The sequence below is a fragment of the Chryseobacterium sp. MMO-72 genome (assembly GCF_037146035.1).
Classification (GTDB): Bacteria; Bacteroidota; Bacteroidia; order Flavobacteriales; family Weeksellaceae; genus Chryseobacterium; species Chryseobacterium indicum.
The window spans coordinates 1-15,836 of record NZ_JBBCWG010000002.1 but is presented as its reverse complement, the minus strand read 5'-3'; the positions used below and the strand labels follow the sequence as shown (position 1 = coordinate 15,836).

19 protein-coding genes are annotated in these 15,836 nt (G+C 36.9%); 7 read left to right on the top strand and 12 right to left on the bottom strand.

Annotated features, from left to right (window positions below; translation table 11 throughout):
• Window positions 1-22: 22 nt before the first annotated feature.
• Together WFH39_RS02655 and WFH39_RS02650 are read left to right on the top strand one after the other, a co-directional pair.
• Complete coding sequence (locus tag WFH39_RS02655) at window positions 23-721, top strand: SDR family NAD(P)-dependent oxidoreductase (protein WP_336688700.1); 699 nt, start codon at window positions 23-25, stop codon at window positions 719-721.
• A gap of 110 nt (window positions 722-831) precedes the next feature.
• Window positions 832-1,497 (top strand): MarR family winged helix-turn-helix transcriptional regulator, encoded by a 666-nt coding sequence (locus WFH39_RS02650; protein ID WP_336688699.1) that lies wholly within the window; start codon window positions 832-834, stop codon window positions 1,495-1,497.
• Between the two features lie 244 nt (window positions 1,498-1,741).
• On the opposite strand, the gene WFH39_RS02645 is transcribed toward WFH39_RS02650, so the two are convergent.
• Complete coding sequence (locus WFH39_RS02645) at window positions 1,742-2,509, bottom strand: succinate dehydrogenase/fumarate reductase iron-sulfur subunit (RefSeq protein WP_336688698.1); 768 nt, start codon at window positions 2,507-2,509, stop codon at window positions 1,742-1,744.
• Window positions 2,510-2,726: 217 nt separating this feature from the next.
• Here WFH39_RS02645 and WFH39_RS02640 point away from each other — a divergent pair, with 217 nt between their 5' ends.
• A complete protein-coding gene (locus WFH39_RS02640; RefSeq protein ID WP_336688697.1) occupies window positions 2,727-3,323 on the top strand; it encodes a Crp/Fnr family transcriptional regulator in 597 nt (198 codons plus the stop codon).
• 87 nt (window positions 3,324-3,410) lie between these two features.
• Window positions 3,411-4,019, top strand: coding sequence for a YciE/YciF ferroxidase family protein (locus WFH39_RS02635; protein WP_336688696.1), 609 nt, complete (start codon window positions 3,411-3,413; stop codon window positions 4,017-4,019).
• A gap of 165 nt (window positions 4,020-4,184) precedes the next feature.
• On the opposite strand, the gene WFH39_RS02630 is transcribed toward WFH39_RS02635, so the two are convergent.
• Complete coding sequence (locus tag WFH39_RS02630) at window positions 4,185-4,409, bottom strand: hypothetical protein (protein ID WP_336688695.1); 225 nt, start codon at window positions 4,407-4,409, stop codon at window positions 4,185-4,187.
• A complete protein-coding gene (locus WFH39_RS02625) occupies window positions 4,402-4,602 on the bottom strand; it encodes a hypothetical protein (protein ID WP_336688694.1) in 201 nt (66 codons plus the stop codon). Before WFH39_RS02625 ends, WFH39_RS02630 begins: the two co-directional genes overlap by 8 nt.
• Window positions 4,603-5,056: 454 nt before the next feature.
• Between WFH39_RS02625 and WFH39_RS02620 the strand changes: the two genes are divergently transcribed.
• Entirely contained in the window at window positions 5,057-5,647 is a 591-nt protein-coding gene (locus WFH39_RS02620) for a Crp/Fnr family transcriptional regulator (RefSeq protein WP_336688693.1), read from the top strand.
• A gap of 82 nt (window positions 5,648-5,729) precedes the next feature.
• On the opposite strand, the gene WFH39_RS02615 is transcribed toward WFH39_RS02620, so the two are convergent.
• From WFH39_RS02615 to WFH39_RS02575, 9 genes are all read right to left on the bottom strand, one after another.
• Entirely contained in the window at window positions 5,730-5,897 is a 168-nt protein-coding gene (locus WFH39_RS02615; RefSeq protein ID WP_336688692.1) for a hypothetical protein, read from the bottom strand.
• A 12-nt stretch (window positions 5,898-5,909) separates the two neighbouring features.
• Window positions 5,910-6,503 (bottom strand): SDR family NAD(P)-dependent oxidoreductase, encoded by a 594-nt coding sequence (locus tag WFH39_RS02610; RefSeq protein ID WP_336688691.1) that lies wholly within the window; start codon window positions 6,501-6,503, stop codon window positions 5,910-5,912.
• Window positions 6,488-6,700 carry an SDR family NAD(P)-dependent oxidoreductase gene (locus WFH39_RS02605; protein ID WP_336688690.1) on the bottom strand — a complete coding sequence of 71 codons (213 nt, stop codon included), beginning with the start codon at window positions 6,698-6,700 and terminating at the stop codon, window positions 6,488-6,490. Before WFH39_RS02605 ends, WFH39_RS02610 begins: the two co-directional genes overlap by 16 nt.
• Before the next feature lie 30 nt (window positions 6,701-6,730).
• Window positions 6,731-7,897 (bottom strand): zinc-dependent alcohol dehydrogenase, encoded by a 1,167-nt coding sequence (locus WFH39_RS02600; protein ID WP_336688689.1) that lies wholly within the window; start codon window positions 7,895-7,897, stop codon window positions 6,731-6,733.
• 450 nt (window positions 7,898-8,347) lie between these two features.
• Entirely contained in the window at window positions 8,348-8,947 is a 600-nt protein-coding gene (locus tag WFH39_RS02595) for a Crp/Fnr family transcriptional regulator (protein ID WP_214590080.1), read from the bottom strand.
• Between the two features lie 71 nt (window positions 8,948-9,018).
• Window positions 9,019-9,285 carry a hypothetical protein gene (locus WFH39_RS02590; protein ID WP_336688688.1) on the bottom strand — a complete coding sequence of 89 codons (267 nt, stop codon included), beginning with the start codon at window positions 9,283-9,285 and terminating at the stop codon, window positions 9,019-9,021.
• Between the two features lie 80 nt (window positions 9,286-9,365).
• A complete protein-coding gene (locus WFH39_RS02585) occupies window positions 9,366-9,746 on the bottom strand; it encodes a response regulator (protein WP_336688687.1) in 381 nt (126 codons plus the stop codon).
• Window positions 9,747-9,916: 170 nt separating this feature from the next.
• A complete protein-coding gene (locus tag WFH39_RS02580) occupies window positions 9,917-10,510 on the bottom strand; it encodes a Crp/Fnr family transcriptional regulator (protein WP_336688686.1) in 594 nt (197 codons plus the stop codon).
• Between the two features lie 196 nt (window positions 10,511-10,706).
• Window positions 10,707-12,017, bottom strand: a complete 1,311-nt coding sequence (locus WFH39_RS02575; RefSeq protein ID WP_336688685.1) for a PQQ-dependent sugar dehydrogenase — start codon at window positions 12,015-12,017, stop codon at window positions 10,707-10,709.
• 177 nt (window positions 12,018-12,194) lie between these two features.
• Between WFH39_RS02575 and WFH39_RS02570 the strand changes: the two genes are divergently transcribed.
• Together WFH39_RS02570 and gcvP are read left to right on the top strand one after the other, a co-directional pair.
• Complete coding sequence (locus tag WFH39_RS02570; RefSeq protein WP_336688684.1) at window positions 12,195-12,566, top strand: response regulator; 372 nt, start codon at window positions 12,195-12,197, stop codon at window positions 12,564-12,566.
• A 373-nt stretch (window positions 12,567-12,939) separates the two neighbouring features.
• On the top strand, window positions 12,940-15,798 hold the full coding sequence (gene gcvP, locus WFH39_RS02565) for an aminomethyl-transferring glycine dehydrogenase (RefSeq protein ID WP_336688683.1): 2,859 nt from the start codon (window positions 12,940-12,942) through the stop codon (window positions 15,796-15,798).
• Window positions 15,799-15,836 lie beyond the last annotated feature (38 nt).

Genomic DNA, 15,836 nt, shown 5'->3' with positions numbered 1-15,836 from the left:
TCAAAACATTAAAATAAAAATTATGAAAAATATCGTCATCATCGGTTGCGGAAAAGGAATTGGACTGGCAACGGCAAAAATTCTTGCAGAACAACACAAAATCATTGGAATTTCCAGAACGGAAAATCACGAACTGAATCATCCGAATATTGAATTTCACGCAGTAGATATTCTTTCGGGAAATTTAGATGAAATCAGCTTTCCGGAAATTGTGGACGGATTGGTTTATGCGCCGGGAAGTATTAATCTGAAACCTTTTAACCGACTTTCTGTAGATGATTTTAAGAATGATTTTGAAATTAATGTTTTGGGAGCGGTAAAAATTATTCAGAAACTGTTACCGAATCTCAAAAAGTCGGAAAGTGCCTCTGTTGTGCTTTTCAGTTCCGTGGCGGCAAAACTGGGAATGCCTTTTCACGCTTCGATTGCAGCGAGTAAAAATGCGGTGGAAGGTCTTACGAAAAGTCTGGCGGCAGAATTTTCGGCTCAGAAAATCAGGGTGAATGCAATTGCGCCTTCTTTAACGGACACAAATTTAGCATCACAGCTTTTGGCTACGCCTGAGAAAAGAGAAGCCTCTGCGAAAAGACATCCGTTACAAAGAGTGGGAACTGCGGAAGAAATCGCGGAAATGACGGCATTTTTAGTTTCGGATAAATCGTCGTGGATCACAGGACAGGTTTTCGGAATCGATGGAGGAATGGGAAGTGTGAAACTTTAGTTGGAGAGTTTGAGGGTTTTTGAGTTTTGGAGTTATGACTTTATACATTGATACATCTCCAGACTATTAAATTGTTACATTATTAAAAATACTTAGATTAAATTTGCATTATGAATACCGACTTTTTCATTGATCTGCTTCATCAGGTTAAAGAATTTGAAAACTCCGATGCTTACAGACCTAACTCTACAGTCGAAGATTTCCGGTTGTGGCTGAATGATAAAAAATACAGAAAAGAGAGCCCGACCAAGCTTTTTAAAAATGAACAGCATCAGGTTTCTTTCACAGAGAATGAAATCTGCAAACAGGTTCTGCTTCTGGGACGATATTCTAAACAACTGATAAGAAAGGGTTTAAATGATTTTCCTGAACTTGCCAATGAAGAATTCACCTATCTCTACCGATTGAAAGATGAGCCGAATCTTACCAAAATTCAGCTTATTGAAAGAAACGGGCACGAAAAACAGACCGGAACGCAGATCATCAAACGTCTTCTTGAATATGGCTTAATTGAAGAGAAAAACGACAGTGAAGACAAAAGAAGTAAACGCCTCAACATTACCGCGAAAGGGGAAGATTACTTCCACCGTTCTGTTGAAAAAGTGAACATGACCTCCAGAATTCTTGCCGGTAAACTGGAAAATAAGGAAAAAACAGAGCTTCTTGAGCTGCTGCGAAAACTGAATGATTTCCATTCTCATGTGTACTCTGAATACCGAAATGAAGATATTGTGAAAGTAATGGATCTGATAGCTTACAACAGAAATCAGAAATAGAGTTGTTTAAACTTTTTTAAATAAAAATATTCCTGTTGGAAAAAGCAAAGACGCAGGATTTTTTTATTGCTTAAAATCTTCAAGGTGCCAGAAATCAAAGATTTTTAACAAGGATTGATGATTACAGTTATTAAGTTAAAACAAGTCTATAATCTTCAGATCTATATCAAAGGTTTCGTTTAAAACTTTCAAACAGCAAAAAGTCTGAAAGTTTTAAACGAACGGATAAAAACTGATGGGCAGGCTATTTTTTATCAAGCCATGCGGAAATGTATTCGCGGTTCATCCTTGCGATATTATCCAGCGAAATATTTTTAGGACATTCTACTTCACAGGCTCCGATTACGGAACAGTTTCCAAAGCCTTCCTCATCCATTGCCTGAACCATATTCAGAACCCTTCTTTTGGCTTCTGTTCTTCCCTGCGGGAGCAATGCAAAATGAGAAACCTTGGCTCCCACAAAAAGCATTGCAGCTCCGTTCGGACAGCACGCAACACAGGCACCACAACTTATACACGAAGCGGCATCCATTGCTTTGTCGGCATCTTCTTTAGGAACTGCAACTGCATTGGCATCGAGTGTATTTCCTGAAGTATTGACGGAAATAAATCCTCCTGCAGCCATAATCCGGTCGAATGCGCTCCGGTCTGTAATGAGATCTTTAATCACAGGAAAGGCAATACTTCTCCAGGGTTCGATAACGATGGTTTCTCCGTCTTTAAACATTCGCATGTGAAGCTGACAGGTCGTAATTCCTGTATCGGGACCATGTGCTCTTCCGTTAATGTACAGCGAACACATTCCACAGATTCCTTCCCGACAGTCGTGGTCAAAAGCTACCGGTTCTTTATTTTCGCTAATCAGTTTTTCATTAAGAATATCCAGCATTTCTAAAAAAGAAGAGTCTGTGGAAATATCCGGAACTTTATAGATTTCAAATTTTCCTTTAACCTTTCTGTTTTTCTGTCTCCAGATTTTTAAAGTAAGATTCAGATTTTTTTTCAGCGTCATTATTTTTGATTTAGTGGAATTAAAATTAAATGAAAAGCGATCTTTATTTTTACGATGTCCATCATAATTCTTTAGATACAGATAGAAAATTTTTCGGGATTAAAATTCTTAGACAAGAAAAGTAAAATTATGATCTCAGTCATAATGGTATAATTTTTTTACTTCTACATTTAATTCAGCTTACTTCAACAAATTCATTACATCTAAAACCTTATATATGCTTATATCAGAAGAACTTTTACTCGATTACGGTGCAGAAGAAGAAACTTTCGGGCGCCATCACACCATTTTTAATGAAGGAGATAAACCTCAATATTATTATCAGGTGGTGGAAGGAAGAATAAAGCTGAACCATTACAACGATGAAGGAAGGGAACTTATTCTTGCTATTCTGGACAGAGGACTGAGCGTTTGTGAACTTCTTTTGTTTATAGATCAGACCTATCCTGTAAATGCTGTAACTTTTGAAAAATGTACCATTCTGAAGCTTCCTAAAAAAAGATTTATAAAAATGCTGGACGACAATCCTGAAATTTCGAGGGACATCAATAAATTTTTATCGGAAAGGCTTTACTATAAATACATCATGCTGGAAAATAATTCTTCTCTCCGACCGGATACCCGGATTGTAGGCGTACTGGAATATCATAAAAGCTTTTATGAAGATCAGTCGAAATATTCTTATGAAGTCCCGTTTACCCGACAGCAAATTGCTGCTATAACCGCTTTAAGAGTGGAAACCGTCGTAAGAGCAGTGAAAAGGCTGGAAAAAGAAAAATATCTGAAAATCATCAACAGAAAAATTCATGTCTGAATTTTAGATACCACAGTTCGGTACTTTAGTTAAAAATGGTCTTATAGTTGCAGAAACCTCAGCAGCCAAACACTAAAATATTATATTATGGAAACGAAGACCGCAACTAAAAAAGCGCCTGCAAAAAAAACAACACCTGCTAAAACGGCAGCCAAATCCAATGTGAAAACCTCAACAAAGGCAACTGCCAAAACACCTGCAAAGAAAAATGCAGCAAAAGAACTCAAGGATCTTTTTGAAGATTCTCTGAAAGACATTTACTGGGCAGAAAAAGCCCTGCTGAAAGCATTGCCTTCGATGATGAAAAATGCAACTCATGAAAAGCTGAAAAAAGCAATAGAAAACCACATTATTGAAACTGAAGGTCATGTTGAAAGACTTGAGGAATGCTTCAAAGCTTTGGGTAAAAAAGCTCAGGCTAAAAAATGTGACGCTATGCAGGGTTTACTGGATGAGGGAAAAAGTATTATTGAAGAAACGGAACCGGGACCTGTAAGAGATGCCGGAATTATTGCCGCAGCACAGAAAGTTGAACATTACGAAATCGCAACCTACGGAACTCTGGCAGCATTTGCAAAAGTACTGGAAGAAAAAGACTGTATGAAGCATCTTCTAAGTACTCTGGAAGAAGAAAAGAAATGTGATGAACTGCTTACGAAAGTTGCAGATATCAATCTCAACAGTAAGGCATTATAGAAAAAACATTTTCATGATAAGAAAAGGAAACCAAAGCGGTTTCCTTTTTTTATTAATTTCCGGTAGATGTCCCTTTAAAAGTATTGGTACTGAAATCAAGAGTGCAGTTGTCTGTTAAAATATGAACTTTGAGATTTTCAGCATACACAGGAAATCCTTTTTGAATCACCGACGTATTGGTTTTTCCGATTTCTCTTGCATTAATGATCCACGCCGATCCGAATCCTGTGAAAGTATAATCACTGCAATTTCATCATCTTTTTGACCATACAATAACTTTAATACTTCTCTGATCGGGAAAAACTCTTCTGTATTATGAACTTCTTTCTGAACTTTCCCGCCGGCAATGATGAGTCTGCCTTTCGGATGGACGAATGTTCCCTTATTCATTATCCGTTTTCACATGGGTTCTGTCTTTCTCGGTATTTGCCGTATCTGAAACTTCATTCAGTGTCTGAATAGTATCCGAAGCTTTATCGTTTACCGTTTCTTTCTTATTGTTCTGATCTGTATACTGCGTTTCGGATTTTGTGCACGACGACAAAATGCATAACATAAAGATAAGTGATGCTAAATTTTTCATATTAATCTGGATTTGATTATCAAACTTAAGGATCAGAGAACGAAAAAATTATGATGCAGGTCACAATAAGTCTCATTAAACTTTTAATTTAAGCATAAGCAGAAGGTTTTGTTTGCTATTGATAACTTTTGCTTATTCTGAAAATAAGATTTACAGAGATTTAATTGTTTTTACGCCGAACTTACCTTAATTAAAAAAGCTTCCCGAATCGGGAAGCCTGTTTAGAATAAGTGCAAAAATGATAAAGTATGCTTATTCAAAGATAATAAGGACTTCCTGTGATATTTTATGATCTCTCTCATAATTGATGATTTAAATTGAAGAAAACTCACAATATTTCCCATAAATGTGGTATTTTTTATTGTAAATATTTTACGTTATGGTTTGCTATTTGTAATTATTTAAGAAATAATTAAGCTTAAATATTCATTTTTTTAACATTAAAATTCAACATATGATAATTAGTGAAGATTTATTGTTAGCGTACGGTGCAATCTATGAGATGTATAATGTAAACGAAACCGTTTTTCATGAAGGAAATTTGCCCAAATATTATTTTCAGATAGACAGCGGCATCGTGGAGCTGAATAATTACCATGAAGACGGAAAAGAGTTTACCCAGAATATATTATCGGATGGACAGAGTCTGGGAGAATCTTTTTTATTTGATGATAAAGTTTATCCCACCAATGCGACTGCGAAAACACCATGCAGGATTTTTAAACTTCCTAAGAATGATTTTTTCAGCCTCCTGAACCAAAATCCTGAAGTTTCCGCAAAAATGTTCAAATGTCTTGCAGACAGGCTGTATAATAAGTACATTATGCTTTTTAATATTTCTTCAGCGGATCCATCATACAAAATAAAAACCGTTATGGAAAGCCTGAAAGGTGAATCGGGAGATAAATATTCTTTTCAGGTTCCTCTTACGAGACAACAGCTTGCCAATTTAACGGGACTTCGTGTGGAAACGGTGATCAGAACGATTAAAAAAATGCATGACAACCATCAGTTAAGAATTGAAAACCGAAAAATATTTTATTAATTTTTACATCTTTCAGAGTATTCACAATTACTATTGATTAAATAATGAAAATAGAGCCTGAAATTCAGGCTCTATTTTTGGTTTACAACAGCAGAATCGGATTCTGTATAGTGCAGTGCTTATTTAAATTTTTATTTTCGGCATTGGTTTCTGTGTTTTCTTTGGGATCGTCCTGATCCGGATCGCATCTGCAGGACAAGGAAACAAAACCGCAAAAAATTCCCAATAGTATGGTGGCAATTGATTTCATAAAAGTTTCAGTTTAATTGTTTTTATTTTCGCTGGAAGGTTTTTGCATTTCCGACATTCTGTGAGCCGCCATTTGATCTGTTGTTATATTCGTCATGGCAACAGAAAGTTTATTTTTCAATCCTGAAATAACTTTGTCTTCTCCTTTCATTAAAGCATTAAACCCATCCATTGCTACATCTTCGGGTGAGGCAAGATTATCGGGATCATCCAGAATTTTACTTTCGTTCATATCTGCTTTGTTGAAAAAATCTGTATCAGTAGGTCCCGGCAAAAGTGCTGTTACGGTAATCCCCGAATCTTTCAGCTCTTCTCTTATGGCTTCAGACCAAGATAAAACAAAGGCTTTTGTACCGTGATATACAGAATGCCAAGGTCCGGGAGCTTTACTCGCGATGGAAGCAAGATTCAAAATTCTTCCTGAACCTTTCTGTAAACGATCTTTTAAGAATAATTTGGTCAAAATAATTACGGAGACAATATTCAGATTGATGATATCTACTTCACGGTGAATATCGGTTTCATGAAATTTTCCGTACACTCCCTGTCCTGCGTCATTTACAAGAATTTCAGGGCTTATTCCGTTCAGCTTCAGTTCAGAATACAAAGAATACGCATCTTCCTGATTAAAATGATTACATTTACTCCAAAGCTTTTCAGCTCTGCGGCTTTCTTTTTCAGCTCGTCATAATTTCGGGCAACAATTACGAGATCGTAGCCGTTTTTGGCGAAAATTTTTGCCAGTTCGTAACCGATTCCGCTGGTTGCGCCGGTTATTAAGGCATATTGGTTTTTCATATTCATTTTAAGTGATTTAAAGATTGATGATTTTAATTATTTCCATGGATCAAGAACCACTTTTACACAGCCGTCTTCTTTTTTATCGAAAATTTCGTAGCCTTTGGCAACTTCGGTAAGAGACAGACGGTGCGTAATGATATCATCGAGAACAACCCGACCGCTCAGAACATGATCCATAAGATCATCAATAATCGCATGAACGTTACACTGTCCTGCCTTTATTGTAATTCCTTTATCGAAAATCTGTCCTAATTTGAAATTATCGTAGTTCACGGGATAAACTCCTAAAACAGAAACAATTCCTCCTCTTCTTACGGCGCTCATACAAGCTTCAAGCACTTTAACAGAACCTTTTTCAAGATTTAAAACCGCTTTGGCTCTGTCCAGTAAATTTCTGTCGGGCTCAAATCCTACTGCATCAATGCAGACATCCGCACCCCGTCCTTCTGTCATATCTCTGATCTGCCGGATGACATCTTTTCCGTCTTCCCAGAGAATTGTATCGCAGCCTGTAATGTTTTTAATCTGATCTAAACGGTATTGCTGGGTATCTATAACGATCACTTTTCTGGCATTGTGCAGGATGGCACTTTTTGCAGACATGGAGCCTACAGGACCTGCGCCGAAAATCGCCACCGTTTCTCCTCCTTTCAGTTCTCCCCAAAGTACTCCGGTGTAACCTGTAGGAAAAATATCCGTAAGGAATAAAACCTGTTCATCGCTTAGGTTTTCAGGAACTTTTCTCGGTCCCACATGAGCGTAAGGAACTCTCACGTACTGCGCTTGTCCGCCGTCGTACCCTCCGTAAAGATCTGAGTATCCGAAAAGCGCTCCTCCTTTTTCCGTAACAATTCCTCCTTCCGGACCGTAATGTTCGGGATTGCTGTGTTCGCAGGCGGTGGGAAGATCGTGCTGACAAAAAAAACAGCTTCCACAGGAGATAGGAAACGGAACGACCACTCTGTCTCCTACTCTTAAACTGGTAATGTTTTTTCCGACTTCTTCTACAATCCCCATAAACTCGTGCCCCATAACCATGGGTCTTGCCTGAGGAATTCCTCCCGAATACATATGAAGATCGCTTCCGCAGATCGCTGTGGAAGTTACTCTTAAAATAATGTCGTTCTGGTCTTTGATAATAGGATCATCCACTGTATCGCAGGTGATATTTCCCGGCGAATGAATAACTGCTGCTTTCATATTTTACTATTTTAGGTTTGGTGTGTAATTAATCTGAAGGAATTTTAAATCCTTTCATTCCCAAATATACCTTGTATCCGGTGCTGCAGTTTATGACCTGTATCATAACATTATTTCCTGAAAAGCACTAATAAAATAATACTTACTCAGTATCAGTAATTTAACCTAAAACAAATGGTATAATCGTAGTTTATCGAATCATGATATGGCTGCTAAACAGTGATCTTTTCTTTACTTGTAATATAATTTATCAAACTTGTGTGAAATTAACAAATGATAATTCGGGTAATTTAGATTTTACTTTCCTTTGTTATATAAAGATACACGATAAGGAAAATTTGATTAACCTATTAAAACCCAAATGAAATAGAGATCTTATTTCGAGAAAGACAGATATTGAATTTTATCTGTCTTTTATTTGTCTTACCTCTGAAGAGATTCCGGTCTGCTTTATTTTTCGGATCTTCTCTGAATTCTTTTTTTAATCCTGCTTAATGATACGGGAGTAATTCCTAAAAGTGAGGAGATGTATTTTGCCGGAACCCGACTGATAATTTCCGGATATTCTTTAGAAAATTTAATATACCGTTCTTCAGCAGTGAAAAAGATGAAATCTTCCTGCCGTATGATATATTCTGCGATTAAATTCATCATAAAATCGAAAGCTACAGACAGCATCCTTTCATTGGAATAAACGTAAGACTGAAGTTCGGAGAGCTCGAACCTGTAGAAAATGCAGTCTTCCAGACATTCGAAGTACAATCTGCTTTCCAGATTACGGATCAAAGCGTAATAATCTCCGAAATGGTCTCCTTCGAGTCTTATAAAAATGGTTTTTTCAAGCTCATTTTTGCCTGAAACATAATACGTCCGTACAATACCTTTTTTAATAAAGTAAAAGTATTGGCAAACATCCCCCGGCTCTATGAAGATAGCACCGGCGGTATAGGTTTCAACGGCTATTTTTCCCGGATAATGATAGACATCATCGTAAGAAATACTTTTTATTTTGTCCGCCATAGCTTCTGCTATTTCCTTTTTATCGTGCATTGATCATAATTTTACGGTAACACTTTGTTTTGAGGGACGAATAAAAAATGGGTAATAAATTCATGGAATCATTAAACGATGATTTCTTTTTGCAGTGCCCGATTTTTATCGGGAATTCCGAAATTAAGCTGATTCAGAAGTTCCGGATCTTTGTAAAACAGATCCTTTTTTTTCATGATAAGTCCTCTAACCTCTTTCTTTTCAAAGCATTTCTTTTCTAAAAGATCTGCATAAAATCTATGGTAATCAGGAGTTTTTATCTTTTGTATTTTTTTATTCATTGATGAAGAGTGGTTGTAGAAATTCTGTAATCTTCCGTTATTTGTTTCACTGAACACAGTAAAAATAATTTGCCTCTGTGTATGTCTTTAAGAGAATCCATAAAGCAAATAGGAATTTCTGAGATTCTAAAAGTGTGTTAACAGTTGTCTGAAGCTCTCCTGCTCGCAAGAGAAAACAGGGTAGAATACAAATCATCAAGCCCGAAAGGCTTACCAATAAAGCAATCTGCACCCGCATCGAATGCTTCTTTCCTTTTGAGGCTGTCTATCGAAACCGCTATAACGGGTAGTTTTTTAAGCGTCTGCTGTTCACGGATTTTTCTTATGATCCCGAATCCCGACAATGAGTTCAGCATATCTACAATAACAATATCCGGAGCGAATTGCTCTATCTGTTTTACAGCATCTTTATTTTTATCCTGAGACTGAACCACGTAGTTTTCCTGCTCAAGTATATCCTGCAACACCTTAAAAGTTGCATAATTATCATCGAAAATCATAATTTTATTCTTATTCATCGTGTTCGGAAATAAAACAATTCAAATTTATATTTTATAGCAAATAATAAAGTGAAACTGAAAAAAAATAGTTTTTTAAACGTTATATTTCTCACAGCAAAGAAAAAATATTATTTCGGGAAGAAAATTAACTTATGTTAATTCCAATCAGATAAATTCTTTGGATGAAATCAGTTTTTAGGATACAGCCTTCTTTTTATTCTGCTCAACGATGCGGGAGCCACTCCCAAAAGAGAGGCAATATGCTTTTCCGGTATGCGCTTCATAATTTCAGGATTTTCTTTTGCGTATTTAAGGTATCTTTCTTCGGGGTTTAAAAAAATAAAATCTTCGTTACGGGAAAGATGCTCTCCCAGTAAAAACAGGGTGTAATGTAAACTGAACTTCATCAACCCTGAATTCTGCCGAAGGTATTCCTTTACATCATCAAAATTAAACTTATAAAGGATACAGTCTTCTTCGCATCCATAATAAAGTCTTGCCGAAGAATTTAATATTAATGAGTAGTAATCGCCAAAAAAATAGTTTTCCATTCTTATGTATACCGTTTTTTCCATATTCTTTTCATCACTAAAGTAATATGCTCTCACCACTCCTTTTTTAATGAAATATAAAGACTTCACCCTATCTCCGGGATAAATTAATAAACTGCCGTTTTTATGATGCTCTATTTTTACTCTGCCTTTATAATTCAGAATATCAGTATCCTGCATACCCGGAATTATCTTTCCCAATGTTTCCGCAATATTGTCTAAAGTACCCATGGCATTTAAAAAATTTCTTCTTTGAATATAACAATATTTAGCGTTTTATTTTAATAATTATTCAAAATATTATCGTTTAATTAGAGAGAAATGCATAATTAAATACATAATCCTGTGAAATTAAATATTATACAAAATTTATTTAACCAAAAAAAACAGCCCTTCCGGACTGTTACATATAATTTTTAAGATGATATTATTTACTGACGCGGGAAACTCTCCAGACAATCCCTCCTACATCATCTGCCACCAAAAGAGAACCATCTGCGATCTGAAGGACTCCGACAGGTCTTCCGTACACATCACCCTTTGCTTCGTCTGCTATAAATCCTGTAAGAAAAGGCTGATAAGAAGCTGCCGGTTTACCATTGGCAAAAGGAACAAATGCAACCTGATATCCTACTAAAGAAGATCTGTTCCAAGATCCGTGCTGTCCGATAAATGCTCCGTTTTTATATTTTTCGGGAAACTGCGAACCTGTATAAAATGTTAAACCTAAAGAGGCTGTATGACTTCCCAAAGGAACATCCGGAACAATGGTTTTCTGTACAAGATCCGGTCTTTCTCCTTTTCTCCTCGGATCTTCATTTTTACCGAAATAGGAATATGGCCAGCCATAAAAAGCATTCTGTTTTACACTGGTAAGATAATCCGGAACTAAGTCGTCTCCCAATTCATCCCTCTCATTCACAACTGTCCAAAGTTCTCCCGTTACGGGATTCCAGCTCATTCCCACGGGATTTCTGAGACCGGCTGCATAGATCTTCTCCCCGCTTCCGTCAGGATTTACTTCCAAGATATTCGCTCTTCTCACCTCTTTATCCATTCCGTTTTCTCCTACATTACTTCCCGAGCCTACGGAAATATAGATTTTAGATTGATCTTTGTTTGCTATTAAATTTCTCGTCCAGTGATTGTTATATCCACCCGCAGGAAGATTTACAATCTTTTTCCCCGGTTTTGTAATCTTCGTATCTCCCAGTTTGTAGGGATAAACCCATAAACCATCGGTATTTGCCACGTAAAAGTGATCTTTAATAATCAACATTCCGTAAGGCTGATTAAGATTGGCTAAAAATACGCTGGAAGATTCAGGAACTCCGTCTTTATCGGCATCGCGGTAAAGGATAATTCTGTTAGCCGATTTTCCTCCTACCTCAGCATCACTTTTACCGCTGATGTCATTTTTAATTTTCTCCGAAACAGTACGTTCAGAATTGGATAAAACCACAAAAACATCTCCGTTTTCAGCCTGAATCATGTTTCTGGGGCTTTTAATGTTTTCTGCAAATCTGGTTACGGTAAATCCTTCCGGAGCAACAGGCGATTTTCCTTTCGGCCAGCCAAGAACGTTACTAAACTTTGTTTTACTGTTTTTTTCATCCGGCGCAGACAGTTTCAGTGTATCTGTTTTGGTAACAGCGGTATTGCCCTCTGTTTTTTCTGTTTTATTTTCTTTGCAGCTCAACGTCAGTAAAGCTAACACTGGTAGAATGTAGTTTTTCATATATTGTAAGTTGTGATTTTGTTTCTGAGAGATTACAAAAAGTATTCCTTTAAGAAAAAGGCTATTATTCGTGAATATTATTAAGAGGTATTATTTAAATGAAGTAAAAATAAGATATAAATTACAATGATTTTAATATTTATTTAAGATTGGCTTTGTTTTTGCCACGAAACGGATATGAAGACAATTTTTATCGTTGAAGATGAGACAGGCATCAGAGATGCATTACAGCTACTCCTGTCATTCGAGAATTATGATGTACGCTCTTTTGCCACTGCGGAAGCGTTTAATAATAGAGATCAATCTGTAATTCCTGATATTTTTATCATGGATGTGAAATTACCGGACGGTCTGGGTACGGATCTGTGCAACCAGATTAAAGAAGATCCTGCAACAGCTCAAATTCCTGTCATGATTATCAGCGCTCATGCAAAAGCAGCTAATGTGGTAAACTCCTGCAAAGCAGATGTTTTCATCCCTAAACCTTTTGACATTGATGATGTGATCGTAAAAATTGAAAATCTGGTAAAAGAACCTAATCTTCAGTAATTATCATCCACAATCTATATAAGATCCTCCCATTCGATTTGGAGGATTTTTTTTAATTTCTGATATTAAAATTTTCAGCAGGCGGTTGAAAAAATTTAACATTTAAATAATGTTAAAACCTGACAAGTTTGAAAATAAAGGACTTGTAATATCCACTATTTTTTAATTTCGGATAATTTACTGTCGGTAAAAATTTATTTCCATCGATTATTTTTAACAGATTTTATGTTCAATAACTCAATAAAAAGCCATTAATTTTAAATAAGTTAAAACACTTTAGATTATTTATTTATGATTTTAATTTAGTTGTACAATTTTCTAAAAATGCGTAATTTTACGAATCTTTTTTACTTAAAAAATCTAATAAATAAAAATGAATACAGAACAGTTTGTGAGCCGTCACATTTCCCTGAATGAAGCCGATAAACAGGCGATGCTGGAAAAAGTTGGCGTTTCAAGTATCGAGGAGCTTATCTCTCAAACCATCCCTTCTTCTATCCGTTTAGAAAAAGATCTTGAAATCTCAGAACCGCTTTCAGAATACGAAATGCTGATCCATTCTAAGGAATTAGCATCGAAAAATACTGATTATACAAGCTACATCGGGTTCGGATATCACAACACTTTGCTGCCATCGGCTATTCAGAGAAATATCTTTGAAAATCCGAGCTGGTACACCGCTTACACTCCATATCAGGCGGAAATTGCACAGGGAAGACTGGAAGCTCTTCTTAATTTCCAGACTGTTGTGTGTGATCTTACGGGTTTTGCTCTGGCAAACGCTTCATTGCTGGATGAATCTACTGCGGCTGCAGAAGCAATGCATATGTTCTTCAATAACAGAACGAAGGATCAGAAAAAAGCGGGAGCAAACAAATTCTTCGTTTCCGATCTTGTTCTTCCTCAAACGGTTTCTGTATTAAAAACAAAAGCAGAAGGTCTTGAGATCGAAATTGTAGAAGGAGATCACAAAACGCATGAATTTGACGGTTCTTACTTCGGAGTTTTATTACAATATCCCGGGAAAAACGGAATTGTTTTAGATTATACAGAAAACATCGTAGAATATAAAAAATTAGATCTTCAGGTAGTTGTTGCCTGTGATCCGATGGCTTTGGTGAAGTTAAAATCTCCGGCTTCAATGGGCGCAGACTGTGCAGTGGGAACAACGCAGAGATTTGGTATTCCATTGGGTTATGGTGGTCCTCACGCAGCATTTTTCTCTTGTAAGGAAGATTATAAGAGAGATATTCCGGGAAGAATTATCGGGGTTTCTCAGGATATGTACGGAAGACGTGCTTTAAGAATGGCTTTACAGACGAGAGAACAGCACATTAAGAGAGAAAGAGCGACTTCAAACATCTGTACCGCTCAGGTTCTTTTGGCTGTTATGGCAGGAATGTACGCTGTTTACCACGGTCCGAAAGGATTAAATTATATCGCAGATCAGATTCATTTTAAAGCCAATGCTTTGAAGGGAGGCCTGAAAGCTTTAGGATATGAAATCGTGGAAGAACCGATCTTTGATACGGTAAAAATCACGATGAATGAAGATGAGAAAGGAAGACTGATGAGAATGATGCTTGATCACAAATTAAACTTAAACTACTTCACAGAAGGGGTTGTAAGTATTGCGATCAACGAAAGTACAACATTGGATAAATTAAATTATCTGATGGCTTCTTTTGCCCAGTTCAAAGACAAGCAGACTTTCAAATTAGAAATTAAAGAAGGATACAGCATTCCGGAAGAGAATTTAAGAAAAGACGAAATTCTTACGGAAGAAGTATTCAACAAATACCATACGGAAACGGAATTGATGCGTTACATCAAACGTCTGGAAAGAAAAGATTTATCGTTAACTCACTCGATGATTTCTTTAGGCTCATGTACGATGAAGCTGAACGCCGCAACGCAAATGTTACCGCTTTCATGGGACAATTGGGGTTCAGTTCATCCATTTGTACCGGTTGATCAAGCAGGAGGTTATCAGGAAATGATCCGTGAACTGGAGAAAGATTTAGCTAAAATCACAGGTTTCGCAGGAACTTCTCTTCAGCCGAATTCCGGAGCTCAGGGAGAATATGCAGGATTGATGGTCATCAGAGAATATCACATTTCAAGAGGTGAAGGTCACAGAAACGTGGTTTTAATCCCTCAGTCTGCACACGGAACCAACCCTGCTTCTGCAGCAATGGCAGGAATGAAGATTGTTGTGGTTAAAAATCTTGAGAACGGAGAAATCGATTTCGAAGATTTAAAAGCAAAAACAGAACAGCATTCTGAAAATCTTTCCTGTGTAATGATCACGTATCCATCTACATATGGATTCTTCGATGCCAACATTAAAGAAATTACCGCTTTGATCCACGAACACGGAGGACAGGTTTATATGGACGGAGCGAACATGAACGCTCAGGTTGGATATACAAGTCCCGGAAACATTGGAGCAGACGTTTGTCACTTAAACTTACATAAGACTTTCGCAATTCCTCACGGAGGAGGAGGTCCCGGAGTTGGACCGATTTGTGTGGCTAAACATTTGGTTCCTTTCTTACCTTCCAATGCCAATATCAGAATCGGATCTAAAGACGCGATTGAAGGTATTTCAGCAGCGCCTTATGGTTCAGGTTTAATTCTGAATATTTCTTATGCTTACATTAAAATGCTAGGAAATTCAGGATTGAAAAAATCAACGGAACACGCTATTTTAAATGCTAATTATTTAAAAGAAATTTTAGCAGAACATTTCCCGATTTTATATTCAAACGAAAACGGAAGAGTTGCTCACGAATGTATCGTAGATTTCAGACAGTTCAAATCTTTAGGAATTGAAGTTGCTGATGTGGCGAAAAGACTGATGGACTATGGTTTCCACGCTCCTACGGTTTCTTTCCCGGTTGCAGGAACTTTAATGATTGAGCCGACTGAATCTGAAAGCAAAGCTGAAATCGACCGTTTTGCAGAAGCTTTAATTGCCATCAAACAGGAAATTGATGAGATTGCAAATGGTGAAGCAGATGCAGCCAACAACGTATTGAAAAACGCCCCTCACACGGAACAATTGGTAATCTCCGATTCCTGGGATAAACCATACAGCAGAGAAAAGGCAGCTTATCCTTTAGATTGGGTAAGAGACCACAAATTCTTCGCTACAGTTTCCAGAGTAGACGAAGCTTACGGAGACAGAAACTTAGTTTGTACCTGTGAGCCGATTGAAGCTTATATGTAATTAGAAGTTTTTTAGATATAGAAAAATCCCTTTCAGTG

Bases quoted from the DNA above. Each gene is read 5' to 3' on its own strand.
- WFH39_RS02625 (WP_336688694.1), bottom strand. From the start codon at position 4,602: ATGAAAAATTTAGCATCACTTATCTTTATGTTATGCATTTTGTCGTCG.
- WFH39_RS02640 (WP_336688697.1), top strand. From the start codon at position 2,727: ATGCTTATATCAGAAGAACTTTTACTCGATTACGGTGCAGAAGAAGAA.
- WFH39_RS02595 (WP_214590080.1), bottom strand. From the start codon at position 8,947: ATGCACGATAAAAAGGAAATAGCAGAAGCTATGGCGGACAAAATAAAA.
- WFH39_RS02615 (WP_336688692.1), bottom strand. From the start codon at position 5,897: ATGAAATCAATTGCCACCATACTATTGGGAATTTTTTGCGGTTTTGTT.
- WFH39_RS02645 (WP_336688698.1), bottom strand. From the start codon at position 2,509: ATGACGCTGAAAAAAAATCTGAATCTTACTTTAAAAATCTGGAGACAG.
- WFH39_RS02635 (WP_336688696.1), top strand. From the start codon at position 3,411: ATGGAAACGAAGACCGCAACTAAAAAAGCGCCTGCAAAAAAAACAACA.
- gcvP (WP_336688683.1), top strand. From the start codon at position 12,940: ATGAATACAGAACAGTTTGTGAGCCGTCACATTTCCCTGAATGAAGCC.
- WFH39_RS02575 (WP_336688685.1), bottom strand. From the start codon at position 12,017: ATGAAAAACTACATTCTACCAGTGTTAGCTTTACTGACGTTGAGCTGC.
- WFH39_RS02600 (WP_336688689.1), bottom strand. From the start codon at position 7,897: ATGAAAGCAGCAGTTATTCATTCGCCGGGAAATATCACCTGCGATACA.
- WFH39_RS02570 (WP_336688684.1), top strand. From the start codon at position 12,195: ATGAAGACAATTTTTATCGTTGAAGATGAGACAGGCATCAGAGATGCA.
- WFH39_RS02585 (WP_336688687.1), bottom strand. From the start codon at position 9,746: ATGAATAAGAATAAAATTATGATTTTCGATGATAATTATGCAACTTTT.
- WFH39_RS02605 (WP_336688690.1), bottom strand. From the start codon at position 6,700: ATGAATATGAAAAACCAATATGCCTTAATAACCGGCGCAACCAGCGGA.
- WFH39_RS02655 (WP_336688700.1), top strand. From the start codon at position 23: ATGAAAAATATCGTCATCATCGGTTGCGGAAAAGGAATTGGACTGGCA.
- WFH39_RS02650 (WP_336688699.1), top strand. From the start codon at position 832: ATGAATACCGACTTTTTCATTGATCTGCTTCATCAGGTTAAAGAATTT.
- WFH39_RS02620 (WP_336688693.1), top strand. From the start codon at position 5,057: ATGATAATTAGTGAAGATTTATTGTTAGCGTACGGTGCAATCTATGAG.
- WFH39_RS02630 (WP_336688695.1), bottom strand. From the start codon at position 4,409: ATGAATAAGGGAACATTCGTCCATCCGAAAGGCAGACTCATCATTGCC.
- WFH39_RS02580 (WP_336688686.1), bottom strand. From the start codon at position 10,510: ATGGGTACTTTAGACAATATTGCGGAAACATTGGGAAAGATAATTCCG.